This window comes from Prauserella flavalba (assembly GCF_003202235.1).
In the GTDB taxonomy this organism is placed as follows: domain Bacteria; phylum Actinomycetota; class Actinomycetes; order Mycobacteriales; family Pseudonocardiaceae; genus Prauserella_A; species Prauserella_A flavalba.
The window spans coordinates 986,615-1,010,455 of the sequence record NZ_MASU01000005.1; the positions used below are offsets into that span (position 1 = coordinate 986,615).

The window sequence follows — 23,841 nt, forward strand, 5'->3', positions numbered from 1 at the left end:
CCTGGCGTCAGGGCCGGGCCGTGCGCAGGCCGTGGTCGAGCCCGTCGACCGCGGCCTCCACGGCGTCGCGCGCGCACCGGCCGACAGCCCGGGTGCGCACCGTGCGGCCGGCCCAGACGGCCGTCACGTCGGTGCGGACGGCCGCGGGCATGGCCGGATGCCGCGTGCGGGACATCCGCACGTCGAGCGAGTCGATCGGGTAGCGCGCGCAGAGGGCACGGGTCCGCTCGAGCGCGTAGTCCAGGAATGCCGGGTCGACGCCCGAGGCGGCCTCGACGTGAACCGTCGGCACGGGCCGCCCGGGAAGAGATGTCGTCACAAGCGCCGACGATCCCTGCCCACGGGCGGCGGGCACAGGGTCGTTGGTCCCCATTCGCCGCTGACCTTCGCCGCGGGCTCGGGCCGGAACGTGGCGGCGATCCCGGCAGGGCGCCGCGCGGGGTTCAGCGCCTGCCGAAGCACAGGTAGGCGGCCGGGCCGATGAAGTTGATCGCGATGACGAAGCCCCACACCCGTTTCGGGCCCCGCACCGAGGCCGCCGGCCTCCTGGCGAGATCGGCCCACGCGTAGCCCGCGAGCGCGAACTGGACCACCGCGCCCGAGCCGATCACCACCCGCTCCGCCGGCGAGAGGTCCGTCCAGCGCCGCTTCCTCCGCTTCATGGCACGCAGTATGCGCGCCCGCTACCCACCTCGCGCGGGGTCTCACCCGGTGCGCCGCGCGAGGAAGACGAACTCGCGGCCGGGCCGGTCCGGCGCCTCGCGCACATCGAGCACCCGGTAGCCCTCGGCGCTCAGGCTCGCCTCGACCTCGTCCCGGTCGCGGAACCGGATGGTCGAGTCGGAGGTCAGCACCGCACCGTCGGCGAGGAACTCGTAGACGTGGCGGAAGGAGACCAGCGGCGGGCTGACGTCGGTGACCTCGAGCGACCGCCGCACCGGGCCGGTCCCTGGGACGTCCACCGTGACCGGCGCCGGGTCGGCGGCCCAGTCCTCCCACGCCCGCCGTCCGGGGCGTCTGGTCTCGAACACGAGGTGACCGCCGGGACGCAGGGCCGCGTGGATGCCCCGCAGCGTCTGCGCCCAGGCCGCGTCGGTGAGGAACACCTGTGCCACGTTGCCGGTCAGCACGGCCAGATCGGCGCCGAACGCGGGCAACGTCGTGGCGTCGCCGTGGACCCACGTGATCCTCCCCGCGCGGTCCTTCGCCTTCGCGATCTCGAGCGATGCCTCGGCGGGGTCGGCGCCGACCACGGTCCGGCCGCTCTCGGCGAGCAGGATCGCCAGTGAGCCCGTCCCGCAGCCGACGTCGACGACCCGGCGCGCGCCGAGCTCGCCGGCGATGGCGAGGTAGGCGGCGAGGTCGTCGCGCGCGCCCTCGAACGCGTCGTACAGGGGCGCGAGGCGGCGGTCGGCAAAGATCGGATCCGGCACGCCGCGAGCCTAGTCAGCTTCCGCACGCGATGAAGCCTTGCCTTCGGGGACGGGATTATTTACCGTCCATTCGGTCGTTTTGTGAGACCTCCTCGATCCCCGCTCGAACAACGGAGTTTCGATGCCCACTGAGAAAGCCGCGGCCGCTCGCGCGCGCCGCACGTCGACCGAGGAGCGCAGGGTGCTCATCAGCACCCTCGCGGGAACCACCATCGAGTGGTACGACTTCTTCATCTACGCGCAGGCCGCGAGCCTCGTGCTGGCACCGCTCTTCTTCGCACCCGTCGGCGAGCACGCACCGGGCCTGGCCACGGTGATCTCACTGGCCACGATCGGCATCAGCTTCCTCTTCCGGCCGCTCGGCGCCGTGGTCGCGGGCCGCTACGGCGACCGCCTCGGCCGCAAGCGGATGCTCGTGCTCACGCTCGTGCTCATGGGCGCCGCGACCGCGTTGATCGGCGCGCTGCCCACGTACGCGGACATCGGGCTGGCCGCGCCGATCGTGCTGATGTTGCTGCGGATCCTGCAGGGCTTCTCGGCGGGCGGCGAATGGGGCGGCGCGGCGCTCATGTCCGTCGAGCACGCACCACTGAACCGGCGCGGCCTCTTCGGCTCCTACCCGCAGGTCGGCGTTCCACTGGGGCTCATCCTCGCCACCGGCGTCCTGTGGGTCACCACCACGGCCACCACGCCCGAGCAGTTCGAGAGCTGGGGCTGGCGCGTGCCGTTCCTGTTCTCCGTGGTGCTGATCGGCATCGGCTACCTCATCCGCAGGGCCGTCGAGGAAAGCCCCGTATTCCAGGAGATGCTGGCGAAGAAGAAGCAGTCGGCAGCGCCGCTGCGCGACGTCTTCCGTGGCAACACGAGGCAGATCGTGCTCAGCGCGCTGATCTTCGTGGCGAACAACGCCGCCGGGTACCTCGTGATCGCCTACTTCATCAACTACGGCGTCGCGACGCTCGAGCTGCCGAGGTCGTCGGTGCTTCTCGCGATCGTCATCGGCTCGCTGGGCTGGCTCTCGGCGACGGTCTACGGCGGCGCGCTCTCCGACCGGCTCGGCAGGGTGCGCACGTTCCAGCTCGGCTACGCGCTGGTGTTCGTGTGGATGATCCCGCTGTTCCTGCTGATCGACACCCGCAACATCTGGCTCTTCGGCGCCGCGATCTTCGTGCTGACCATCGGGCTCGGCCTCTCCTACGGGCCGATGTCGGCGATGTACGCGGAGATGTTCCCCGCCGCCGTGCGGTACTCCGGCGTCTCGATCGGCTACGCACTGGGCACCATCCTCGGCGGCGCGTTCGCCCCGATGATCGCGGAACTGCTGATGCAGCGCACCGGCTGGTCGGGCTCCGTGGGCGTCTACATCATGGTGCTATGCGTGATCTCGTTCGCCGCCGTCTCCGCGGTCAAGGAGACCAGGGGCGCCGAGCTCAGGGCCGCCTCGGACGAGCGCGACGGCACCGATGTGCCCGCGTAGGCGCTAGCGGGCACCGCCGGGCACGAGCGTCCTGAACAGGGCGCCGGGCGTCGACGAGCGGATGGTCGCCAGCACGGCACCGAGGCTCGGCAGCCAGCGGCGATGGGCGTCGGGCTCGACGATCCACCTCGCGTGGATCTCGGGCCTGCGCCAGTCCGGCAGCGGCACGGTGGTGCCCGCGGGCAGCACCCTGACCTGCTCGGGCGGCGGCGCGTCGCCCCACGCGGGCAGCTCGGCCTCCACCAGCAGGATGCTCATCATCTCGCGTTTGGTGGGTATCGCCAGCACGGGACCGAGGCAGTCCTGCCTGGCGAGCCCCGCCAGCACCGCCTCCGACTGCGCCTTCGGCATGGCCACGGCGCCGATTCCCGATCCGATCACGAGATGCGGGCCCGTCGCCTCCCACCGCACGGGCCAGCCGAACACGCCACGGTAGTCCGGAAACGCCGGCCTCGTTACCAGGTCTCGCTGCAGCTCCATGGCGCTCCTCGTCTCCACGGCACCTCGGGTCTGCGTCGATGCTAACGGCACTGCGTGCCGTTAGCAATGGGGCCTGGTAAGTTCGGCGCGTGTCGGTGGAACCTCAGCAGACGGGCCGCCGCCGGGTCGGCCGGACCACGGAGGGTCGCAGGCTCCTGCGGCGCACGCTCACCGTGGCGGCGATCGACCTGTTCCTCGAAAGCGGCTACGAACAGACGACCGTCGACGACATCGCGGCGGCCGCGGGCGTGGGGCGGCGGACGTTCTTCCGGTACTTCCGGTCCAAGGAAGACGCCATCTTCCCCAGTCACGACGAGGTCCTGCGCGACATCGAGCGCCTCTTCGCCGAGGCCGACGACCGGCAGAACCCCGTCGAGGTGGCCTGCGCGGGCGTCACCCTCGTGCTCGACTCGTACCTGTCCGACCCCGACGTCTCGGTCAAGCGCTACACCCTGACCCACACCGTGGCCCCCTTGCGGGACAAGGAGGTCGCGAGCGTCGACCGTTACCAGCGCGTGCTGGCGCGGTACCTGCGCACGCGGTTCGAGACCGACGGGCAGCCACTCGCTGACCTCCGCGCGTCCGTGGCCGCCGCGGCCGTCGCCGCCGCGCACAACCACGTGCTGCGCCGGTGGCTGCGCAGCGGGGGCACCGAGGACGCGCATGCCATGGCGCGCAAGGCTTTCCAGCTCGTGGTCGACGCCTTCTCCACGGAGCCGCCCCGGCGCGAGACCGGCGACGACGAGACCGTGGTCGCGGTACTGCGCAGCTCCGCGTCGCTGGCGGAGGTCGTGCAGCAGATCAGCGCGTCCCTGCGACCCGGAGGCGGATCCGCTCAGTAATGGCACTACGTGTCGTTACAGCGATCGTCCACACGGCATCACCCGTGGCGAAAACCGGTGGCTTTCGCCGGACGGCCCGCGCCAGGATGTCGGCGTGGGCCTGAGCGAGGAACAGATCGAGCGGTTCGTCACCGACGGCTTCGTCAAGCTGCCGGGAGCGTTCTCCCAGGACGTCGGCGAGCGCTGCGTACGCGAGTTGTGGCGGGCGATGGATTGCTCCCCCGACGACCCGGCGACGTGGCGCGAACCCGTCGTCCGGCTCGGCGGGTTCGCGACGCCGCCGTTCCGGGAGGCCGCCAACACCCCGGTGCTGCACGAGACGTTCGACGCGCTCGTCGGCGAGAACCGGTGGGTTCCGCTCGGCGGGCTCGGCACTTTCCCGGTGCGGTTTCCCAGCGACGACGAGCCCGGCGACGACGGCTGGCACGTGGAGGGCAGTTTCGCCGGGCCGGGCGGCGAGGGGCGGCTGAACCTGCGTTCCCGCAACCGCGCGCTGCTGCTGTTGTTCCTGTTCTCCGAGGTGGGTCCCGACGACGCGCCGACCCGCATCCGCGTGGGCTCCCACCTCGACGTCCCTCCGCTGCTGGCGGACGCGGGCGACGAGGGCCGCGAGTGGATGCCGCTCTGCGTCGACGCCGTCGACGCCTCGGCGCACCGTCCGGTCACGCTCGCGACCGGCACCATCGGCGATGTCTTCGTGTGCCACCCGTTTCTGGTGCACGCCGCGCAACCGCACCGCGGCACCCGGCCGCGGTTCATGGCACAGCCACCGCTGACGCCGACCGGGCTGCTCGACCTCGACGAGGAACGCCCCAGCCCCGTCGCGAGGGCGGTCCTCGACGGACTGCGCTGAGCCTCGCGGAGTCAACTGTGGACGGACGCGGGCGCGCCGGCGAGTGGCAGCGCCCGGTCGCTCTCCTCCTTGATCGCGCGCAGATGCGCCCAGGACTCGACGGTCCGGACACCGGGCAGCGCTCGCAGACGCTCCAGCGTGGCCAGCACGTCGTCGAGTGAACCCGCGCGGATGGTGCCGATCCCGTTGCACCAGCCGATGCCGGTCGCGAAGCAGTCGATCTCGTCGAGCGCGACGACCTCCCTCGCGACCGGCTCGGTCTCGCCGATCATGTTGAGCGCGAACCCCACGGTGTAGGTGCGGCTGAGCGGGTTGAGCCGGACCAGCGCGCCGACGTGCACCACACCGGATTCCAGCAGGCGCAGGACCCGCGCCCTGGTGGCTCCCGGCGAAAGGCCGCTGACGCTCGCCAGCTCCGCGAACGACGCACGCCCGTCGGCCCGCAGGTGCGCGAGCAGCGCGTGGTCGGAGGCGTCGAGCTCGATCTCGCTCAGCGGCCCGGGGCTTTCCAGCGGCCCCGGCGGGAAGTACGGGTCCTTCCAGATCCGCAGGTACGTGATCGCCTGCACGGCGCGTACCCCGGGCACCGCCTGCACGCGCGCCAGGCCGTGCGCGAACGCCTCCATGTCCTCGGTACGCAGTTCGGCGGTGACCGCGAACCGGCCCGCCGTGGTGGTGACGAAGGAGATCTCGTCGAGCTCGGCGATCTGCTCGGCGACCGGCGCCGCCGGCCCGTGGGTCTCCACGATCACGTGACCGAGCTGGTTGAGCCCGAACACGGCGGGATGGATGGCGCCGACCAGGCGGATGCCGCCCTCCCCCAGCAGCCGCTGCACGCGCGCCTTGGTGGTCGACCTGGCGAGGCCGACCAGCCGCGCCAGCGTCTCGTAGGAGGCCCTGCCGTCGCGGTGCAGCGCGCGCACGAGCTGCTCGTCGATCTCGTCCAGGTTCGCTCGCACGCGGTCAACCTAACGCATGCCGCCTCGCTCGCCGAATAACGCGCGCACTCTCATGTCGATCGCCGTAACAGCGACCACGACTATCGGAAGCCGTCGAATCGTCTCTTGATCGCCCGATAGTGCAGATGTATCGTCTGCTGCCAATCACGGGTCCGGGCGAAGGGTGCGGTGGGATGGGCAGTACGGATACGGATCGCGCGTTCTTCGGCCAGCCCCGCGGCCTCGTGGGGCTGTTCTTCGCCGAGGCGTGGGAGCGGTTCTCGTACTACGGCATGCGGGCGCTGCTGCTGTACTACATGACCGACCGGATGCTGGACGGCGGACTCGGGATCGACTCCGCCGACGCCAGGTCCCTCATCGCGGTGTACGGCTCGGCGACCTACATGGCCGCGATCCTGGGAGGCTGGATCAGCGACCGGCTCCTCGGCGACCGGCGCGCGACCCTGCTCGGCGGCGTCCTGATCATGTGCGGGCACATCTGCCTGGCGATCCCGGCCGGCGCTGGAGCCCTGTTCGCGTCGATGATCTTCATCGCGAGCGGCACCGGGCTGCTGAAGCCGACGATCTCCTCATCCGTGGGCGACCTCTACGCGCGCGACGATCCGAGGCGCGACTCCGGTTTCAGCATCTACTACATGGGCATCAGCGTGGGCGCCGTGGCCGCACCGCTCGTGGTCGGCACGGTCGGCCAGACGTACGACTACCACCTCGGGTTCGGGATCGCGGCCGTCGGCATGGCGCTCGGCCTGATCGTGTACGTCCGCACGCAGCGGCACCTGAGCCCGCTCAGCGACCGGCCGAAGAACCCGCTGCGGTTGCGGGAGGTCCCGCGTGGACGGCTGGCGGGCGTGCTCACGGGTATCGCCGCGCTCGTCGCGATCATCGTCGTGACCGTGGCGACGGGCACCCTCGACGCGGGCGGCATCGTCAACGTCATCAGCGTCGTCGCGATCGCCGTCCCCGCCGCGTACTTCACGGTCATGTTGCGCAGCCGCCGCACCACCACCGTCGAACGCGCGAGGGTCCGCGGCTACATCCCGATGTTCGTCGCGGCGGTCGCCTTCTGGTGCATCCAGGAGCAGGGCGCGACGGTGATCGCCCAGTACGCCGACGAGAGCACCGACCTGAACGCGCTCGGGTTCCCCATCCCGGCGTCGTGGTTCCAGTCGGTCGGCTCACTGGTGCTGATCATCCTGACCCCGGTGTTCGCGGTGCTGTGGCTGCGCCTCGACCGGTCCGCCCGGCCCCCGTCGCCCGCCCACAAGTTCGCCGTGGGCCTCGCCATCGCCGGGCTGTCGTACCTGCTACTCGTGCTTCCCGCACTGGGCGGCGGGCAGTCCAACCCGCTGTGGCTGGTCGCGAGCCTCGCGGTCGTCACGATCGGCGAGATGTGCCTGTCGCCGATCGGGCTCTCGGCGACGGCGCGGCTCGCGCCCGCCGCGTTCGCCACGCAGACGATGGGCCTGTGGTTGTCCTCCAACGCCGCGGGCCAGGGCATCGGCGCCCAGCTCGTCAAGTTCTACGACGCCGGCTCGGCGGCGGCCTACTTCGGCCTGCTCGGCGCCGGTGCGGTGGTGATCGCGCTGCTGCTGCTCGCCGTCACTCCCCTCATCCGCAAGCAGACCGAACGGAAAGCGCCGAGCGGTGACCGCGGCGCCGGGACCCTGAGTGGAGTTGAGCGATGAAGCGCACCGTCTTCCGCGGCGGCACCCTGTTCGACGCGGTGTCCCTGACCGCCGAATCCGCCGACATCGCGGTGGAGAACGGCTGGATCGTCGACGTGGGCAGTGGACTGGACGGCGACGAGGAGGTGGACTGCACCGGCCGGGGCGTCCTTCCCGGACTGATCGACTGCCACGTGCACCTGACGATGACCGGTTCGGACGTCGTCGAGAGCGCGCAGCAGCCGTTCTCGCTCCAGTTCTACGAGGGCGCGCGGAACATGGCGAAGACTCTCGCCGCGGGCGTCACCACGGTGCGGGACGCCGCGGGCGCGGACCTCGGCATGCGGGTGGCGCAGGAACGCGGGCTGATTCCCGGCCCACGGATGCAGATCTCGCTCAACATGCTCAGCCAGACCGGCGGGCACGGTGACCCGTGGTGGCCGTCGACCTGTGTCCTCGACCTGCTTCCACCGCACCCCGGCCGTCCGCCCGTGATCGTGGACGGCCCGGAGGAGATCCGCCGCAAGATCAGGGAACTGGTGCGCGCGGGTGCCGACGTCATCAAGGTCGCCACCAGCGGCGGCGTCGTGTCGAGCGGTGCGGGGCCGCGGATCCCGCACTTCCGCGACGACGAGATCAGCATGATGGTCACCGAGGCGGCGGCGGCCGGGCTGCACGTCATGGCGCACGCCCACGGCGAGGGCGCGAAGGCCGCCGTGCGCAACGGGGTCCGCTCGATCGAGCACGGCCACTTCCTCGACGACGAGACGCTCGCGATGATGGCCGAGCGCGGCACGTGGCTCGTGCCGACGCTCAGCGCCGGAGTGGGCCTGCGGCAGGCGATCGAGTCCGGTGTCCCCTACCCCGAGCACATCGTCGAGAAGATCCAGGCACCGAGCGAGAGCAGCGTCCGGCGTGCCGTCGACGCCGGGGTGCGGATCGCGATGGGCACCGACGCTCCCCTGTACCCACACGGCGAGAACCTCCTCGAGCTGGAGCTCCTCGTCGAGCACGGCCTCTCCCCGGCCGACGCACTGCACGCCGCGACGCTGTCCGCCGCCGAGCTGATGGGGCTCGAAGCCACGCTCGGTTCCCTGACCCCCGGCAAGCGGGCCGACCTGGTGGTCGTGGACGGCGACCCACTCGACGTGCACGACCTCGGCAAGCGCGTCCTGGCCGTCTACCAGGACGGGCGGGCCGTGCACGTCGCCGACCGCGATCCGGTCAGCTGAGCGCGGGAGCGCGCCTGCCGTACCCGGTGGCCTGCTCGAACGCGTACCCCACCTGGAGCACGAAGAAGTCCGCCCTCGGCGGGCCGACGATCTGCAGCCCCACGGGCAGCCCGCCGTCGGTGAACCCGCCGGGCACGGACAGCGCCGGATTGCCCACTGTGGACACGAAGTAGCACGAGCGCATCCAGCCGAGGTAGTCCTCCTGCGGGACGCCGTCGACCGACGCCGGGTATTCCTGCCCGGCGTCGAAGGGCAGCACCTGGCACACGGGCAGCAGGAGCACGTCGTACCGGGTGAAGAACTCCCGCACCCGGTGGTACAGCTGGGTCCGCAGCGCCTCGGCGCGGCCGAGGTCCGGGCCGGTCAGCGCCCTGCCCTGCTCGACGTTGCGCCGCAGGGCGGGCTTGACGGAATCCGGCTCGCGGTCGACGAGCTCGCCGAAGGACTGCTCGAACTGCCACGCCCGCAGCGTGCGGAACACCTCGTCGGCGCCGGTGAAGTCCGGGCAGTCCCGTTCGACGACGCAGCCCAGCCGCTCGAACAGCTTCACCTGCGGTGTCAGCACCTCCAGCACGCCGCGCTCCACCGGCACGGCGCCGCCGAGGTCCGGCGACCACGCCACGCGCAACCCGGTGAGGTCGCGTTCCAGCGGCCGCCGGAACGTCTCGCCGGGGTCGGTCAGCGCGATGGGACTGCGGTCGTCAGGGCCCGCGAGCACCGACAGGGTCAGCGCCGTGTCGGCCACCGTGCGCGCCATCGGCCCCTGCACGCCGAGGCGCGCGAAGCCCAGCGCGGACGGGTAGCCGGGCACCCGTCCCGGCGAGGGGCGCAGGCCGACGACGTTGCAGAACGACGCCGGGTTGCGCAGCGAGCCGCCCATGTCGCTGCCGTCGGCGATGGGCTGGAAGCCCGCGGCCAGCGCGGCCGCGGCCCCGCCGCTGCTGCCACCGGCGCTGCGCGTGAGGTCGTAGGGGTTGCGCGTGGTGCCGAAGACGGGGTTGAACGTGTGCGAGCCCGCGCCGAACTCCGGGGTGTTGGTCTTGCCGATGGTGATGGCACCCGCGGCTCGCAGCCGTTCGACCACGAGGTCGTCCTCGTCCGGCACGAAGCCGGCCAGTGCTGGCGAGCCGAACGTGGTGCGGATGCCCTTGGTCAGGTGCAGGTCCTTGTGCGCGACGGGCAGCCCGTGCAGCGGGCCCGGCTCCTCGCCCGCGGCGAGCCGGTCGTCGGCGGCCTTCGCGTCGGCCAGCGCCCGCTCCGGCACGAGCGTCGCGATCGCGTTGACCCGCGGGTTGTGCCGGTCGATGCGGTCGAGGTGGGCCCGCATGAGTTCCACGGCACTGAGCTCGCGCCGCCGCAGGGCCGACAGCTGCTCCACGGCGCTGAGCCGGCAGAGGTCGTCGTTCACCGAGTCCTCCCAGGTTCGATCACGACCAAGGGTGGGCGCCGAGGTGTTCACGGGGCAAGGGGGTCAGCCGTGGTGGTGTTCGTGCCTGCGCCGGTAGACGAGCCAGGCCATCGCCACGAACATCACGGCGTGCCCGATGCCCATCAGCGCGCCGCCGGAGATGAGCCCGGCCCAGTACGGCACGAGCAGCACCACGAACGGTAAGTACATCGCCGCGGTCATCTCGGCCACGGCCGGGAGGCTGTGCCGGCGCACGAGCATCCAGGCCGCCATCGCGACGGCCATCTCCGTGGCCATGATCATCGCCCGCACGTCGGTGTACTCGAACACGCCCGACCAGCCCGCCGCACCGAAGGCCCAGCGCACCAGCGGTCCGAGGATCGCCATGCCCAGGCCCATCGCGGCCGACATCTCGAGGTAGTGCAGCACCGCCCTGCGGGTGACCGAGCGGGAACGCGGGCTGCGGACGGCGGTGGTTGTCATGGCGACCTCCCAGATCGGATAGCTTCACTATCTATAGCGGCAAGCTACACTATCCATATCGGTGCGTCCACGGCGTCACGAACCTTTTCTCCGCCACGATGTCGAGAAGGGGCCGCCGGCTTCGACCAGGCGGTGAACCGCACGCCACCCCGACGAGGAGGCCGACATGACCGGCAAGCACCAGGGCCCGCTGGACAAGGAGTTCACCGCGACCCTGCGCACAAGCCCCAGCAAGGGCGGCTGGACCTACGTGGTCATGCCCGGCTCCGCCGAGTACTTCGGCACCCGCGGGCTCGTCAAGGTCCGCGGAACGATCGACGGCCACCCGTTCCGCGCGTCGTTCATGGCGCTCGGCGACGGCACCCACAAGCTGCCCGTGAAGACCGACGTCCGCCGCGCCATCGGCAAGAGCGAGGGCGACACCGTGCACGTCCGGCTGCGCGAGCGCCTCGGCTGACCGGGCGCGACGCCTGCACACCGCCCGCCCGGCGACGGTGAGCCCGACGTGATCCGATGGCACCGGCGCCGTCACAAGCCGGACACATTCGGCACCGAGACTCACCCGGGTCAGTCCTGATCTGGGACACCGGGCGGGCGCTGGGCGCCGCCGGTGCGCCCGCGGCACAAGGAGCGGCGTCATGTCCTACGTGAACCCGTCGGAGTTCGTCGGGAAGATGATCGATGCGGGTGAGTCGAAGGCGTTCATGTCCACGCGCGACACCGTGATCCGGGCGTTCATGGCCGGCGCGATCCTCGCGCTGGCCGCGGCGTTCGCCGTCACGGTGACCGTGCAGACCGGCAACGCGCTCGTCGGCGCACTGCTCTTCCCCGTCGGGTTCTGCCTGCTCTACCTCCTCGGCTTCGACCTGCTCACCGGCGTGTTCACCCTGGTGCCGCTCGCGTGGCTCGACAAGCGGCCCGGCGTGGGCCTGCGCGCGGTGCTGCGCAACTGGGGCCTGGTGTTCCTCGGCAACTTCGCCGGTGCCCTCACCGTCGCGCTGATGATGGCTGTGGTGCTGACCTTCGGCTTCTCCATGGACCCGAACGAGATCGGCCAGCGCCTCGGCGAGATCGGCTCGGATCGCACGGTGGGCTACGCCGAGCACGGTGCGGCCGGGATGCTCACCCTGTTCATCCGCGGCGTGCTGTGCAACTGGATGGTCTCGACCGGTGTCGTCGCGGCGATGATGTCGACATCGGTGTCCGGCAAGGTGATCGCGATGTGGATGCCGATCCTGGTGTTCTTCTACATGGGCTTCGAGCACTCGGTGGTCAACATGTTCCTGTTCCCGAGCGGGCTGATGCTCGGTGGTGACTTCTCCATCGGCGACTACCTGCTGTGGAACGAGATCCCCACCGTCGTCGGCAACCTCGTCGGCGGGCTCACGTTCGTGGGGCTCACGCTCTACGCCACCCACGCCCGCACCGGGATGTCCCGGCGCCGCCCCGTCGAGGACGACTTCGACATCCCCGCCAAGGTCAACGCCTGAGCCGTCCCCGGCAGTGAAGGCCACCTTGCCTGCGTTGAACGCAGTGAAGGTGGCCTTCACTGCACGGTGCGGGGGCCGTGGGTCAGTCGGCGCTGTCCACGAGGAGAGCGCCCGCGGCCCGTGGCAACGGCTCCCCGCGCGGCGGGATCCGCTCCGCCGCACCGGGATCGACCGTGCCGAGCGAGCCGTCGGCGGCGCCGCGCGCGATCGCCCGCATCGAGCTGAGCGCCGAGGCGATCTGCGCCTGCTCGTGCTCGGCGCCCAGGTCGCTCAGCTCGATGAGCACACTCCCCTTGCCGAGCAGCCCGTAGGCGTTGCGGGCGATGCCCTGGTAGTCACCGCCGGGATACTGCGTGACGTTGCCGCCGGCCTCGGTCATCGCCCGGTGCGCCACCACCGAGATCTGCTTGGCCAGCGCGACGTCCGCGGGAGCGACGCCGGGGTGGGTCGGCCACATCAGCGACGCGGTGATCTCCCTGCCCTCGTGGTCGACGTAACGGCCCTGCATGTGGTAGTCGACCACGATGTCCGGGTCGAAGCCCGCGTGGTGGGCCTGGATCAGCCCGGCCTCGGTGGCGGGGTTGTCCTCGGGTGCGACAGCCGGATCGTGGTACCGGTTGATGTCGTAGCCCTTGCCTGCCTCGCCGTACTCCGGCTGGGCGTCCGGATCGTAGTTGTAGCGCCAGTTCTGCTCGTGCCCGTCCGGGTTGGCCCGCACGATGATGTCCACCGTGACCTGCGAACGCAGCCAGCGCTGGTACTTGCTGTGGCCGGCCCCGGTCTCACGCAGGAACTCCAGTGCCGCCGGGGTGCCGAGCGGCTCGTCGCCGTGCTGCTGGGTGATGTAGAGGATGCGCAGCGGCCCATGTCCGACCCGGGCGCTCCACACCGGCCTGCCCTGGTTGGACTTGCCGATCTCGGACACGTCGACCGCACCCCGGCTCCGCCATTCCAGCGCGTGCAGCGCCCAGGCCAGTTCGGCGGTGCTGGGCCGGGGATCGACCGGCCGGTCGCGCGGGGTGGCCTGTGCCGGTGAGACGAAACCGAGTACGGCGACGGCGGCGAGCAGTCCCGTGAGCGTCGATCTGATCATGACCAGCCAGTCTGCCGCCCGGAACTGCGGGCCCGCTACGCCCGTTCGACGGGTTCGAGCACGTCCCCGACGCTCATCGGCAGTGGTCGCACTCCTCGAGTCTCCGCGAACCACAGGAAGGCGTCGTAACGCTCGCCGAGCACGGTGGGCACGTAGTTGCCCCACCGCTCCCGCTCGGGATGGTAGACAACCCCGATCGCCCGGTGGCCCAGCTCGTCGGTGAGAACCTCGGGGGACCGCTCGCCGTCGGGAAACACGAACGCGGCGTGCTCGGGCGCGGCGTCACACAGCACATCCTCGAGCGAGCCGGGGCGGGCCGGTGGCACGGGCAGGACCTCCGTCGGCGCGCCCCACGCCCGTGCCGCCACCACACGGCCGTGGTGCGAGCCGAAGCCCACCAGCACGGTGTCGGCGGAGCCGTGACGCTCGCGGGCGAGTTGGCCGAGGTTCACCTCGCCCGCCTCAGCCATGTCGGTGGCGCGGGCGTCGCCGACGTGTGTGTTGTGCGCCCAGACCACGGCCTTCGACCCCTTCCCGTAGTGCGCCAGCAGCCGGTCCAGCGTCGCGGCCATGTGCCGGTCGCGGATGTTCCACGCCTCCAGTCGCCCGCCGATCATCGCGCGGTAGTACCGTTCCGCCTCGGCCACCACCTCGGCGTGTTGCCACGCCCGGAACCGCTCGGGACCGTCGGCGGCAGCCCGCTCCCGCAGCCGCACGAGCAGGTCCACGACCTCGTTCTCACAGTTCTCCGGCACGAACCGGGTGGCGCGCGCGTAGGCGCCCGGATCCTGGTCGTACGGCTCGAAACACCGGTACGCGGCCAACGCCGTCGGCACGGCATCGGGGTCGTGCTCACGCAGGTGGACCAGGATCGCGCGCAGCGACTCCCACAGCGAGTACACGTCCAGCCCGTGGAAACCGATCCGCTCGCCCTGCGGCAGTACCGCGTTGTGCGCGCGCAGCCACCGGCAGAACTCGGCGACCTCGTCATTCGCCCACATCCACGTCGGCCAGCGCTCGAAAGTACCCAGCGCGGCCCTCGGATCGCCGGGCGCACCGCTCAGGCGGCGCACGCAGGCGTCGACGCGGTCGCAGTCCGGCCAGTCGCCCTCGACCGCCACGAACGAGAACCCCCGCTCGGCGACGAGCCGCTCGGTGAGCGCGGCCCGCCACGCGTAGAACTCGTGCGTGCCGTGGCTCGCCTCGGCGAGCCACGGCACCCGCGCCTCGCCGACGCGGTCCAGCAGCACGTCCAGATCTCCCGCGTCGGTCAGCGGCCGGGCCAGCCCGGTGATCTCCTCTCGACAACTCAGCGCGAGATCGCCTCCAGCAGGTCGCCCACCTGCGGGTCATCCAGCGCACGGGCGACGTCGGCCTGCGCGACGATGCCGACGAGGTCGTGGCCGTCGATCACCGGCAGGCGGCGCACCTGGTGCCGGGACATGGTCCGGAAGATCTCGTCGGCGTCGTCGTCGGCGCCGATGGTCACGGCCTCGCCCTGTGCGAGGTCACCCGCCCGCACGGCGCGCGGGTCCTTGCCCTCAGCCAGTACCTCGACCACGATGTCGCGGTCGGTGAGCATGCCCTTGAGCCGGTTGTCCTCCCCGCAGATCGGCAGAGCACCCACGCCGAGCTCAGCCATCCGCTTCGCGGCGTCCAACACGGTTTCGCTGGTGCGCACGCATTCGGGGTCCCTGGTCATGATGTCGCGTGCCTTCGTCATCGCGAGCTCACTCCCTTCACCGGACCCGGACCGGGTCCACCCCACCGGCATACCCGGCGCGGGCGCCGCCAAACGCGAACGTCCACCGGTTCCACTATGGACAACGCGGGGCCGCTCACGCCGGACGGTGCGCACGAACGCGTTCCCGGCGTCCAGATCGGACAGTGATCCGTCCATGAGCGACGCCATCGCAAACCGCCCCCGCCGCCGGGTCGCCGACCGGGCTACCCCAGCGCGTCGGCGGGGGTGAACTTCTCGCGGTGGATGTGCCGCGGAGCCATGCGGCGGCGCTTGAACGCCTTCACCCCGGCCTCCACCATCGGCGGCGGTCCGCACAGCCAGCCCGACCACCCGCGCGCGCTGCCGACGTCCTCGACGAACGCGTCGGTGGGAAAGCCGCCGCGGTACGCCGGGTCCGGTTCCTCGGACAGCACGGGGACGAACTCGAAGCCCCGGTGCTCCTCCGCCAGCTCGCCGAGGCGCTCCAGGTCGTAGAGGTCCGCCGCGCCGCGCACGCCGTGGTAGAGCAGCACCTGCCGGCCGGGCTGGCGCCGCAGCGCCGTCCTGGCGATACCCACCAGCGGGGCGAGGCCCGTGCCGCCGCCGATGAGCACCATCGGCCCGCCGTCGTCCTCGGTCTCTGGGGGCAGGTGGAAGTCCCCGAGCGGTCCGGTCGCCGACACGGTGTCCCCCGCGGCCAGCCCCGCGAAGAGCCAGCCGTCTGTGGCGACGCCGCCGGGCACCCGCCGGACGTGCAACTCGAGCACCTTGTCCTCGTCGGCGGTGTTGGCCAGCGAGTACTGTCGCCGCGCGCCCGAACCCGGCACCACCAGCTCGACGTACTGGCCCGCCTCGAACGCCAGCGGCTCGGCCAGACCCAGCAGCACCCGCCGGGTGTCGCGGGCGATGTCGGCGACCTCCAGCACCGTGGCGCTCAGGTCCCGCAGCGGGTGCGTCGTGCGGCCCTCGGCTCCGCCGCCCACGGTGACGTCGCCGAGCGGGCGCGCCTGACAGGCCAGGGCCAGGCCGGCGCCGCGCTCCTCCACCGTGAGCGTGTCGAGCGGGGACGCGCCGTGGTCGACCTCCCCGGAGAGCACCGTGAGCTTGCACGTCCCGCACGTGCCCTGGTTGCACGAGTTCGGCATCCACACCCCGGCCCGCAGGCACGCGTCGAGCAGGGTCTGGCCGGCGGCGCACTCGACCCGGCGGCCGCCGACGCTCACCGCGAAGGTCATCTCAGACCTCCCACGTGACGTGCAGGCTCGTCGGGCCGCGGAAGCCCCAGCCCCAGAACTCCACACCCTCGCGGGTGTCGCGCTCCAGGTTCGGGATGGCCTCGAACAGCTCCTCCAGCGCGATCCGCATGACGTGGTTGGCGAAGTAGATGCCCGCGCAGGCGTGGTTGCCCGCCCCGAAGGCGAGGTGCGGCAGCGGGGGCCGGTGCAGGTCGTAGGTCGACGGCGCCTCGTACTGCCCCGTGTCGTGGTTGGCCGAGCCGTACGACAGCATCACCGGGGTGCCCTCGGGCAGGTCGACGCCCGCGATCGTCACCGGCTTGGTGGAGATCCGCGCGGTGGCCGACCAGATGGGCGAGGTCCAGCGCAGGCCCTCCGAGATCGCCCTCGGGATCAGCGCCGGGTCGTCCACGACCTCCTCCAGCTGCTCTGGCCGCGAGAACAGGCCGACGAGCGTGGAGGCCATGCCGTGCCCCGGCTCCTGCATCGCGCCGAGCAGGTAGACGTAGATCGTCGGGTAGATGTACTCGCGATCGCGGGTCTGCCCCGGGGGCATGCCGTCGTGCAGCCAGTGTGAGATCGCGCTGTCGTCCGGGTGCTCGATCCACCGGTCGATCAGCGGGTCGACGATCGCGCGGATCTCGGCCTTCGCCTGGTCGCCCTCCGCGAAGCCCTCCGGGTTGGCGAACTCGCCGTTCTCGTCCACCGCGGCGTTGGTGAACGAGCGGCTCAGCTTCGCGAACCACTCCCTGAGCTTGTCGGAGTCGACGTCCTGCAGGCCGAGGAGGTCACCGAGCGAGCGCACGCTGACGGGCTCGCAGTACTGCGCCACCAGCTCCGCCCTGCCGTCGTTCTCGAACCGCTCCAGGTAGCGGCGGGCGATCGGGCGCACGAGGTCCTCGATCCAGCGGTCCACCTCGACCGGCTGGAGGGCTGGCTCGACCATCGACCGCAGGTCGGCGTGGATGTCGCCGTTGACCCCGATGATCGCCGGGTGCCCGAAGGTCCGCCCGCCCGCGGGCGTGATCACGGCCTCGAAGTCGGGGCTCGTGGCGACCTCGCGGCACACCTCGGCGGTGGAAGCGACGTACGAGCCCAGCACCGGCACGTAGGCCAGTGGCGCCTCGGCCCGCAGCCGCTCGTACGCCTGGTACGGGTTGCGCTCCAGCTCGGTCATGGTGACGTCGTTCAGCCAGGTCAGATCGGGCCGCTCGGTCGTCGTCATCGCAGGTCCTCCCACGTCGTTGTCCGGGATGGACGGGAAGGTAAGCGGGCGAGAGCGCCCCCGGCGACACGCTTCGCGCGGCGGCGGCACGGATCGCGCGACGAGTTCGTGACCTGGCTCTCAGGTATCCTCTCCGCCATGCGCGCACGGCGTGGTGCCGCACCCCGGGACTGGGACCAGGCGTCCCGGGAGGTGGCGGAGGCGTACTTCCCGCACGAGCTGCGGCTGGTCGGCGGTGGCCGGGACCCGCGCCTGACTCTGCGCACACTCGACCTGGGGCCGGTGCTCGTCGGCCACGTGGGCTGGGGCGCCGACGTCCGGATCGCGTGCGACTACCCCGGCGCGTACGAGATCAACCTGCCGCTGACCGGGCATCTGGAGAGCCGTGGCCGGTACGGTCCGGTGACCTCCGTGCCGGGCCAGGCCACGGTGTTCCGCGCGGACACGCCGTCGCTCATCAGCCACTGGGACGCGACGTGCACGGTGCTCGGGGTGAAGTTCGACTGCGGCTGGCTCGAACGCGAGGCCGAGCGCGTGCTCGGCGGCGATCGCGTGACCGTCCGCGGCGGCCTGCCCGACCAGCTGGACCTTGCCGACGGCCGGGGCCGCGCGTGGCGGCAGCTCATCGGGAGCCTCGCGACGCACCTGCACGATCCCCAGCTCTTCGGCGACTGCGACCTGGTGCGCGAGCAGCTCGCCGGCGCGGTGGCCGCCGGTTTCCTGCTCGCTGGCTGCCCCGACGCGGGCGCCGGCCCCGTGCCCGCGCCACGCGCGATCAGGCGCGTCGTGGACCAGCTGCACGACGATCCGGCGCGGCCGTGGACCGCGGGCGAGATGGCCACCGTGGCGGGCACCAGCGTGCGGCGGCTGCAGGAGGGCTTCCGCCAGTGGCTCGGCCGCAGCCCGACCGAGTACCTGGTGGGGGTCCGCCTGCAGCGCGCCGACGCGGACCTGCGCGCCGATCCGTCGCTGACGGTCAGCGACGTGGCGGCCAGGTGGGGTTTCTCCAGCGCCAGCCGGTTCGCCGCGGCGTACCGGCGGCGCTACGGCGTCGCGCCCTCGCAGGCGCGACGCTGACCGACGGCTACTGCTGTTCTTGCTGGCCCTGCTGGTCGCCTCCGCCGCCGCGCAGGTAGTCCTTCGCCTTGTCGGCGCCCTGGTCGATCTTGTCGGCGTGGTCGCCGAACTTGCCCTTCGCCGCGTCGGAGGCCTTGTCGATGCCCTGCTCGGCCTTGTCCGGGTTCTTACCGAGAGCTTCCTTGGCCTTGTCGAACATGTTCACGGCGAACCTCCTCGTTGACAGCGGCCGCTGCTCGGCCGTCCACGCGGAGGGTGCGTCCACACCCGAGGCCGCCAAACGGCAGCCGGGGCAAGGCCACGCGTTCGAGCGAACCCACCCGGGTGAGGTCAGGCCTTCTCCTGCATCGCCCGGCGCGCCGGGTTGCTCTGCTCGGCGGCCTTGGGGTCCTTCTCGTCCTGCTTGGCCCGCACGCCTTCCCGGATCCGGTCGCCGATGTTCTTGTCGATGTTGTGCCAGTACTCGAAGGCGCGCTCCAGCACGGGTTCCGACACGCCGTTGAGCAGGTGCCCCACCACGTTGTCGACGAGCCGGTCGCGGGCGGCGTCGTCCAGCACCTCACGGACCATCGTGCCGGGCTGGCCCCAGTCGTCGTCCTCGGCGTGGTCGACGTAGGCGGAGCGGACGATGTGGCCGTCGGTCTCCCAGGTGGGCGGGCTGCCGTACCGCTCGGTGTCGGCCGCCGGACCGCCCTTGGAGTTCGGCGCGTACACCGGGTCCGTCGTCGTGCGGTACGCCATCGCCCCGTCCTTCGAGTAGGTGTTCACCGGCACGACCGGCGCGTTGACCGGAAGCTGCTGGTAGTTCCCGCCGATCCGGTAGCGGTGCGCATCGGCGTAGGAGAACAGGCGGGCGAGCAGCATCCGGTCCGGACTGGGCCCGATGCCGGGCACGAGGTTGTTCGGCTGGAACGCGGCCTGCTCGATCTCGGCGTGGTTGTCCGTGGGGTTGCGGTCCAGCGTCATGCGGCCGACCTCGGTCAGCGGGTAGTCGCCGTGCGGCCACACCTTGGTCAGGTCGAACGGGTTGAAGCGGTAGTTCGCGGCGTCCTCGTACGGCATGATCTGCACGTAGAGTGTCCAGCTCGGGAAGTCGCCGTCGGCGATGTGCTCGAACAGGTCGCGGGTGTGGTAGTCGGTGTCCGCAGCGGCCATCTGGTCGGCCTCGTGCTGGGTGAAGAACTCGATGCCCTGGTCGGTCTTGAAGTGGTACTTCACCCAGAACCGCTCGCCGTCGGCGTTCACCCACATGTACGTGTGCGAGCTGTAGCCGTTCATGTGCCGCCAGGTGCGCGGGATGCCGCGGTCGCCCATCAGCCACGTCACCTGGTGCGCCGACTCCGGCGACAGCGTCCAGAAGTCCCACTGCATGTCGTGGTCGCGGAGGTTGTTGTCGGCGCGGCGCTTCTGCGACCGGATGAAGTGCTGGAACTTCATCGGGTCCTTGACGAAGAAGACCGGCGTGTTGTTGCCGACCATGTCGTAGTTGCCCTCGGAGGTGTAGAACTTCAGCGCGAAGCCGCGAGGATCCCGCCACGTGTCCGGGCTGCCGCGCTCCCCCGCGACGGTGGAGAACCGGGCGACCAGGTCGGTCTTCGCGCCGGGCTGGAACAAGGCCGCCTTGGTGTACCGGCTGACGTCGTTCGTGACCTCGAAGCGGCCGAACGCACCGCTGCCCTTGGCGTGCGGCTGGCGCTCCGGGATGCGCTCGCGGTTGAACTGGGCCATCTGCTCGATCAGGTAGGCGTCCTGGAGCAGGATCGGACCGGCGGGCCCGGCGGTCAGGGAATGCTCGTCGCTCTCGGCGGGAATGCCGGCGTCCGTGGTGGTGAACGGGCGAGTCCGCTCGGTCATCGCTGTCTCTCCTTCTCCTCGGTGCAGGCGGGGCAGAGCCCCCAGAACACGACCTCGGCCTCCTCGATCCCGAAACCGCGGTCGTCGGCGGGTGCCAGGCAGGGCGCGGCACCGGTGACGCAGTCGACGTCCTCCGTGCGGCCGCACCCGTGGCAGACCAGGTGGTGGTGGTTGTCGCCGACGCGGCGTTCGAACCGGGCCGGGTGCCCGGCAGGCTGGATCGAGCGCACCAGCCCGGCCGTGACGCAGGCGTGCAGCACGTCGTAGACGGTCTGGTGAGACACCGAGCCCAGCTCGTCGCGTACGCCGGCGAGGATCGCGTCGGCGGTGGCGTGCGGATGTCGCTCGAGCCAGGTCAGCACCGCTCGCCGGGGAGCGGTCACCCGCAGTCCCGCGGCTCGCAGCAGCCCCGCCACGTCGTCGGTGGGCGCGGCGGCCTCTCGTCGAGTCGGCATTCGCGCGGCCTACCCAGAATGGACTGGCTCAAAACAGCGCGAGTCGTGCGTTCCCGCACGCGAGTCGTGCATTCCCGCACGCGAGTCGTGCGTTCGGGCACGCGAGTCGTGCGTTCGGGACGGGGCGCCCGCCGACCGGAGCGCACAACTCGCCGACCGGAGCGCACAACTCGCCGACCGGAGCGCACAACTCGCCGACCGGAGCGCACGACTCGCGAACCGGAGCGCACGACTCGCGGGAGCTAGTCGATTTCGGCTTCGCGCGGGCGTTCCGGGAGGAGGCTGCCGCGCACGGCCTGGTCGAGATCGGCGGGGCGGAGCCGGAAAACCTGCAGCGTGAGCCCGAAGTACTTACCGGTCTCCCCGACCCACTGCATGCCGTTGCGGCGGACGGTCGCGGCAGCGCGCGTGTTGCCTGGGCGCACGACGGCGAAGATCTCGTCGATGTCGTGGCTGAACGCCCACCGCGCCAGCGCGTGGGTGGTCTCGCTCGCGTAGCCCTGCCCCCAGTGGTCGGGACGCAGCTGCCAGCCGATCTCGAAGTCCTCATTGCCCGGCGGCAACGGCAGCAGGATCGCGCCGCCCACCACCAGGCCGTCTTCCCGGCGCTGGATGGCCCAGCGGCCCGCGGGCGGCGGCATCCTGTCGGCCTCCGCGATCCAGTGCTGCAGCAGCAGCCGCATCGCGGCAAGGTCGGGCACCAGGTCCATCGCCGGGCTCAGCCAGCGCGCCACCGCGGCCTGACCATAGATGGACAGCGCCGCCGGCGCGTCGTCCATCTGCCAGCCGCGCAGGACCAACCGTTCGGTCTCCAGCGTCGGCCGCGCCGTCGACGGCTCCGGATCGGGACTCCACGCCATACCGATGCTCCCGTCCCCAGGCCGGGCGTCACCCCGCCCGGCACCGCCGATGGTACGCCCGCGCCGGCCGCGAGGTCAGTACGAGCGCGCCGTGGTCACGCCGGTCGCGGCGTTCCACGTGATGTAGCCGTGCTCGAAGTTGCTGCGACGGCCACCGGAGATGGCGAACTCGTCACTCGTCGGGTAGCCGAGGAACGACCGCTCCCAGCCGAGCTGCGCCCACTTCGTCTTGATGGCGCCGCGGATCTCGTGGGCGCCCGTCGCGGACGTCCAGTAGATCGAGCCGCCCTCGAAGTGGTTGTAGCGGCCCCGGCCGTCGGGCGTCTGCTGCTCGCTGGTCTTCGGGTAGCCGAGCGGGCCACGTTCCCACCCGAGCTGCGCCCACTTGGATTTGATCGCACCGTAGATCGCCTGTGCGCCGGTGCCGGACGTCCAGTAGATCGAGCCGTTCTGGAAGTGGTTGTAGCGGCCCCGGCCGTCGGGGGTGCCGCGTTCGTCGGTGGTCGGGTACTTCAGCGGCCCGCGCTCCCAGCCGAGCTGGCCCCACGCGGTCTTGATGGAGCCGCGGATCTCGTGGGCTCCGGTCGACGGCGTCCAGTAGATCGAGCCGCCCGCCCCGGCGAAGTGGTTGTAGCGGCCGACGTTGTCCGGGGTGGCGAGCTCGTCGGTCCTCGGGTAGCCGAGGTGCCCGGCCTCGCTGCCGTACGCGGCCCAGGTGTCGCGGATCGCGCCGCCGATGATGCGGGCACCGGTGCCCTCGGACCAGTACACCGAGCCGGCTCCGCTCGCGAACGTGGTCCGCAGCCCGCCGTTCGCGGCGGACCGCTCCAGCTCGTACACGCCGCCGAGCGCCCCGGCGTCGGCGCCCGCGGCCTGCCAGCGCTGGTACACCGGGCTGGTGTCCCAGCCGGCCATCAGCTCGGTGACCCGCTGCCGGACGGCGGGCAGCTGCTGGTAGCCGAGCTCCCCCGGGCACTCGGTGTAGCCGACGTCGCGGTGCCCGTAGATGGTCGGTAGCTCGACCTCGGTGCCCTCCGGGTACCTCGCGGTTCCGCCGCCGCCCGACACGAGCGTGACCGTCCCGTTCGGATCGCGGTAGCCGCGGGCGAGTTTCCATGCCAGGAACCGGGACACCGACTCCAGCTGCTCGGGCGTGGGCGCCACGTCGGTGAACGTGCCGAGCATCGACATGCCCACGGTGAACTTGTTGAAACCGCCGGCGTGCGCGCCCCAGACGGGCTTGTCGAGGCCGCCGAAGCGGCCCTCGAAGATCTGGCCGTACTTGTCGACGAGGACGTTGTAGCCGATGTCGCACCAGCCGAGGTCCTGCGCGTGGTAGGCGTAGATTCCGCGCACGATGCGCGCCGAGTCGGCCGCGGTGTAGTCGTTCGTGCCCGCCGTGTGGTGGATCGTGGCGGCCTTGACCGTGGGGCTGTACTCGACGCCGATTCCCTGCTGCGCGAAGCAGTTGGTGCGGATCGTCTCGTCGGCGCCCCATGCGGCGCGGTTGATCACGGGAGGCTGTGCGACGTCCGCGGCGGCGGCACGCGTGGCGACCGTGCCGCCGTCACCCGGATCGATGAGCACAATGGACAGTTCGGCGGCGTCGACGGGGGCACCGCCCCGTTCGGCGCGCACCCGAAGCGCGGTCGAGTCGCCGAGCCACACCGGTTCGCTCGCCCGCACGCCGCCGCGTCCGTCCACGGCCTCCAGCGTCACCCAGTCACCCCACGTGCCGTCTGTGGCCTGGGCGCGTACGTCGAGCACGTCGGGCGCGGCGCCGCTCCAGCGGGCCGCGGCCAGCGCGAACGGGTTCTCACTGCGCAGTTCCCGCACGTCGGCGGCCCGGGTGAGGCCGCGAGCGGACGACAACGGCACCGTCTCGATCTCCGGCGTCACCGGCGCGGGGGCAGGCGCGGCGGCGGACGGAACGGGAACGAGCGCGAGCGCAGGCGCGGCGACGACAGCGATCACCCATCTCGGGCGCATGAGAAGACC

General features: G+C 71.5%; 25 protein-coding genes. 8 read left to right on the plus strand and 17 right to left on the minus strand.

The features are described 5' to 3' along the window. Window positions 1-7 precede the first annotated feature (7 nt). The 3 genes from BA062_RS12195 to BA062_RS12205 form a co-directional block, all read right to left on the minus strand. Window positions 8-292 carry a hypothetical protein gene (locus BA062_RS12195; protein WP_110336152.1) on the minus strand — a complete coding sequence of 95 codons (285 nt, stop codon included), beginning with the start codon at window positions 290-292 and terminating at the stop codon, window positions 8-10. A gap of 151 nt (window positions 293-443) precedes the next feature. Further along, window positions 444-662 (minus strand): PLDc N-terminal domain-containing protein, encoded by a 219-nt coding sequence (locus BA062_RS12200; protein WP_110336153.1) that lies wholly within the window; start codon window positions 660-662, stop codon window positions 444-446. Window positions 663-704: 42 nt separating this feature from the next. Next, window positions 705-1,433, minus strand: coding sequence for a class I SAM-dependent methyltransferase (locus tag BA062_RS12205; protein ID WP_110336154.1), 729 nt, complete (start codon window positions 1,431-1,433; stop codon window positions 705-707). Between the two features lie 121 nt (window positions 1,434-1,554). Here BA062_RS12205 and BA062_RS12210 point away from each other — a divergent pair, with 121 nt between their 5' ends. Beyond that, window positions 1,555-2,910 (plus strand): MFS transporter, encoded by a 1,356-nt coding sequence (locus BA062_RS12210; protein ID WP_110336155.1) that lies wholly within the window; start codon window positions 1,555-1,557, stop codon window positions 2,908-2,910. Between the two features lie 3 nt (window positions 2,911-2,913). Here BA062_RS12210 and BA062_RS12215 read toward each other — a convergent pair whose 3' ends face one another. After that, entirely contained in the window at window positions 2,914-3,390 is a 477-nt protein-coding gene (locus tag BA062_RS12215) for a hypothetical protein (RefSeq protein WP_110336156.1), read from the minus strand. Between the two features lie 89 nt (window positions 3,391-3,479). On the opposite strand from BA062_RS12215, the gene BA062_RS12220 reads away from it, so the two are divergent. Both BA062_RS12220 and BA062_RS12225 read left to right on the plus strand, forming a co-directional pair. Further along, entirely contained in the window at window positions 3,480-4,232 is a 753-nt protein-coding gene (locus tag BA062_RS12220) for a TetR family transcriptional regulator (protein ID WP_245959790.1), read from the plus strand. Window positions 4,233-4,326: 94 nt separating this feature from the next. After that, window positions 4,327-5,085: a phytanoyl-CoA dioxygenase family protein gene (locus BA062_RS12225; RefSeq protein ID WP_110336157.1), complete on the plus strand. Its 759-nt coding sequence runs from the start codon at window positions 4,327-4,329 to the stop codon at window positions 5,083-5,085. Window positions 5,086-5,096: 11 nt separating this feature from the next. Here the strand turns inward: BA062_RS12225 and BA062_RS12230 are convergent, their stop codons facing one another. After that, a complete protein-coding gene (locus BA062_RS12230; RefSeq protein ID WP_110336158.1) occupies window positions 5,097-6,044 on the minus strand; it encodes an Lrp/AsnC family transcriptional regulator in 948 nt (315 codons plus the stop codon). A gap of 173 nt (window positions 6,045-6,217) precedes the next feature. Between BA062_RS12230 and BA062_RS12235 the strand changes: the two genes are divergently transcribed. Continuing rightward, window positions 6,218-7,729 carry a peptide MFS transporter gene (locus BA062_RS12235; RefSeq protein WP_110336159.1) on the plus strand — a complete coding sequence of 504 codons (1,512 nt, stop codon included), beginning with the start codon at window positions 6,218-6,220 and terminating at the stop codon, window positions 7,727-7,729. Further along, entirely contained in the window at window positions 7,726-8,940 is a 1,215-nt protein-coding gene (locus BA062_RS12240; RefSeq protein WP_110336160.1) for a metal-dependent hydrolase family protein, read from the plus strand. The genes BA062_RS12235 and BA062_RS12240 overlap by 4 nt, the downstream gene beginning before the upstream one ends. On the opposite strand, the gene BA062_RS12245 is transcribed toward BA062_RS12240, so the two are convergent. Both BA062_RS12245 and BA062_RS12250 read right to left on the minus strand, forming a co-directional pair. Further along, window positions 8,933-10,348 carry an amidase gene (locus BA062_RS12245; protein ID WP_110336161.1) on the minus strand — a complete coding sequence of 472 codons (1,416 nt, stop codon included), beginning with the start codon at window positions 10,346-10,348 and terminating at the stop codon, window positions 8,933-8,935. The two genes, BA062_RS12240 and BA062_RS12245, sit on opposite strands and share 8 nt — an antisense overlap. Before the next feature lie 63 nt (window positions 10,349-10,411). Next, window positions 10,412-10,831: a hypothetical protein gene (locus BA062_RS12250; RefSeq protein WP_110336162.1), complete on the minus strand. Its 420-nt coding sequence runs from the start codon at window positions 10,829-10,831 to the stop codon at window positions 10,412-10,414. 166 nt (window positions 10,832-10,997) lie between these two features. On the opposite strand from BA062_RS12250, the gene BA062_RS12255 reads away from it, so the two are divergent. Both BA062_RS12255 and BA062_RS12260 read left to right on the plus strand, forming a co-directional pair. Further along, a complete protein-coding gene (locus tag BA062_RS12255; RefSeq protein WP_110336163.1) occupies window positions 10,998-11,288 on the plus strand; it encodes a DUF1905 domain-containing protein in 291 nt (96 codons plus the stop codon). 181 nt (window positions 11,289-11,469) lie between these two features. Then, entirely contained in the window at window positions 11,470-12,321 is an 852-nt protein-coding gene (locus BA062_RS12260) for a formate/nitrite transporter family protein (RefSeq protein WP_110336164.1), read from the plus strand. Between the two features lie 82 nt (window positions 12,322-12,403). Here the strand turns inward: BA062_RS12260 and BA062_RS12265 are convergent, their stop codons facing one another. From BA062_RS12265 to BA062_RS12285, 5 genes are all read right to left on the minus strand, one after another. Then, the gene (locus BA062_RS12265; protein WP_110336165.1) at window positions 12,404-13,414 is read right to left on the minus strand and encodes a M14 family zinc carboxypeptidase; all 1,011 of its coding nucleotides are present in this window, start codon (window positions 13,412-13,414) and stop codon (window positions 12,404-12,406) included. A 35-nt stretch (window positions 13,415-13,449) separates the two neighbouring features. Beyond that, window positions 13,450-14,664, minus strand: a complete 1,215-nt coding sequence (locus BA062_RS12270) for an erythromycin esterase family protein (protein ID WP_245959791.1) — start codon at window positions 14,662-14,664, stop codon at window positions 13,450-13,452. A 59-nt stretch (window positions 14,665-14,723) separates the two neighbouring features. Further along, window positions 14,724-15,137, minus strand: coding sequence for a CBS domain-containing protein (locus tag BA062_RS12275; protein WP_110336167.1), 414 nt, complete (start codon window positions 15,135-15,137; stop codon window positions 14,724-14,726). Window positions 15,138-15,361: 224 nt separating this feature from the next. Beyond that, a complete protein-coding gene (locus tag BA062_RS12280) occupies window positions 15,362-16,372 on the minus strand; it encodes a 2Fe-2S iron-sulfur cluster-binding protein (protein WP_110336168.1) in 1,011 nt (336 codons plus the stop codon). A gap of 1 nt (window position 16,373) precedes the next feature. Continuing rightward, on the minus strand, window positions 16,374-17,597 hold the full coding sequence (locus tag BA062_RS12285) for a cytochrome P450 (protein ID WP_110336169.1): 1,224 nt from the start codon (window positions 17,595-17,597) through the stop codon (window positions 16,374-16,376). 138 nt (window positions 17,598-17,735) lie between these two features. Here BA062_RS12285 and BA062_RS12290 point away from each other — a divergent pair, with 138 nt between their 5' ends. Next, window positions 17,736-18,674, plus strand: coding sequence for an AraC family transcriptional regulator (locus BA062_RS12290; protein WP_110336170.1), 939 nt, complete (start codon window positions 17,736-17,738; stop codon window positions 18,672-18,674). A gap of 7 nt (window positions 18,675-18,681) precedes the next feature. Here the strand turns inward: BA062_RS12290 and BA062_RS12295 are convergent, their stop codons facing one another. From BA062_RS12295 to BA062_RS12315, 5 genes are all read right to left on the minus strand, one after another. Beyond that, window positions 18,682-18,879: an antitoxin gene (locus BA062_RS12295; protein ID WP_110336171.1), complete on the minus strand. Its 198-nt coding sequence runs from the start codon at window positions 18,877-18,879 to the stop codon at window positions 18,682-18,684. A 125-nt stretch (window positions 18,880-19,004) separates the two neighbouring features. Continuing rightward, the gene (locus tag BA062_RS12300) at window positions 19,005-20,528 is read right to left on the minus strand and encodes a catalase (protein ID WP_110336172.1); all 1,524 of its coding nucleotides are present in this window, start codon (window positions 20,526-20,528) and stop codon (window positions 19,005-19,007) included. Then, window positions 20,525-20,983 carry a Fur family transcriptional regulator gene (locus BA062_RS12305; protein WP_110336173.1) on the minus strand — a complete coding sequence of 153 codons (459 nt, stop codon included), beginning with the start codon at window positions 20,981-20,983 and terminating at the stop codon, window positions 20,525-20,527. The genes BA062_RS12300 and BA062_RS12305 overlap by 4 nt, the downstream gene beginning before the upstream one ends. A gap of 242 nt (window positions 20,984-21,225) precedes the next feature. Next, window positions 21,226-21,843, minus strand: coding sequence for a GNAT family N-acetyltransferase (locus BA062_RS12310; RefSeq protein WP_110336174.1), 618 nt, complete (start codon window positions 21,841-21,843; stop codon window positions 21,226-21,228). Between the two features lie 75 nt (window positions 21,844-21,918). Continuing rightward, window positions 21,919-23,832 carry an N-acetylmuramoyl-L-alanine amidase gene (locus tag BA062_RS12315; protein WP_110336175.1) on the minus strand — a complete coding sequence of 638 codons (1,914 nt, stop codon included), beginning with the start codon at window positions 23,830-23,832 and terminating at the stop codon, window positions 21,919-21,921. Window positions 23,833-23,841 lie beyond the last annotated feature (9 nt).

Bases quoted from the DNA above. Each gene is read 5' to 3' on its own strand.
- BA062_RS12300 (WP_110336172.1), bottom strand. From the start codon at position 20,528: ATGACCGAGCGGACTCGCCCGTTCACCACCACGGACGCCGGCATTCCC.
- BA062_RS12210 (WP_110336155.1), top strand. From the start codon at position 1,555: ATGCCCACTGAGAAAGCCGCGGCCGCTCGCGCGCGCCGCACGTCGACC.
- BA062_RS12280 (WP_110336168.1), bottom strand. From the start codon at position 16,372: ATGACCTTCGCGGTGAGCGTCGGCGGCCGCCGGGTCGAGTGCGCCGCC.
- BA062_RS12285 (WP_110336169.1), bottom strand. From the start codon at position 17,597: ATGACGACGACCGAGCGGCCCGATCTGACCTGGCTGAACGACGTCACC.
- BA062_RS12260 (WP_110336164.1), top strand. From the start codon at position 11,470: ATGTCCTACGTGAACCCGTCGGAGTTCGTCGGGAAGATGATCGATGCG.
- BA062_RS12255 (WP_110336163.1), top strand. From the start codon at position 10,998: ATGACCGGCAAGCACCAGGGCCCGCTGGACAAGGAGTTCACCGCGACC.
- BA062_RS12275 (WP_110336167.1), bottom strand. From the start codon at position 15,137: ATGACGAAGGCACGCGACATCATGACCAGGGACCCCGAATGCGTGCGC.
- BA062_RS12240 (WP_110336160.1), top strand. From the start codon at position 7,726: ATGAAGCGCACCGTCTTCCGCGGCGGCACCCTGTTCGACGCGGTGTCC.
- BA062_RS12290 (WP_110336170.1), top strand. From the start codon at position 17,736: ATGCGCGCACGGCGTGGTGCCGCACCCCGGGACTGGGACCAGGCGTCC.
- BA062_RS12315 (WP_110336175.1), bottom strand. From the start codon at position 23,832: ATGCGCCCGAGATGGGTGATCGCTGTCGTCGCCGCGCCTGCGCTCGCG.
- BA062_RS12265 (WP_110336165.1), bottom strand. From the start codon at position 13,414: ATGATCAGATCGACGCTCACGGGACTGCTCGCCGCCGTCGCCGTACTC.
- BA062_RS12305 (WP_110336173.1), bottom strand. From the start codon at position 20,983: ATGCCGACTCGACGAGAGGCCGCCGCGCCCACCGACGACGTGGCGGGG.
- BA062_RS12200 (WP_110336153.1), bottom strand. From the start codon at position 662: ATGAAGCGGAGGAAGCGGCGCTGGACGGACCTCTCGCCGGCGGAGCGG.
- BA062_RS12215 (WP_110336156.1), bottom strand. From the start codon at position 3,390: ATGGAGCTGCAGCGAGACCTGGTAACGAGGCCGGCGTTTCCGGACTAC.
- BA062_RS12250 (WP_110336162.1), bottom strand. From the start codon at position 10,831: ATGACAACCACCGCCGTCCGCAGCCCGCGTTCCCGCTCGGTCACCCGC.
- BA062_RS12310 (WP_110336174.1), bottom strand. From the start codon at position 21,843: ATGGCGTGGAGTCCCGATCCGGAGCCGTCGACGGCGCGGCCGACGCTG.
- BA062_RS12235 (WP_110336159.1), top strand. From the start codon at position 6,218: ATGGGCAGTACGGATACGGATCGCGCGTTCTTCGGCCAGCCCCGCGGC.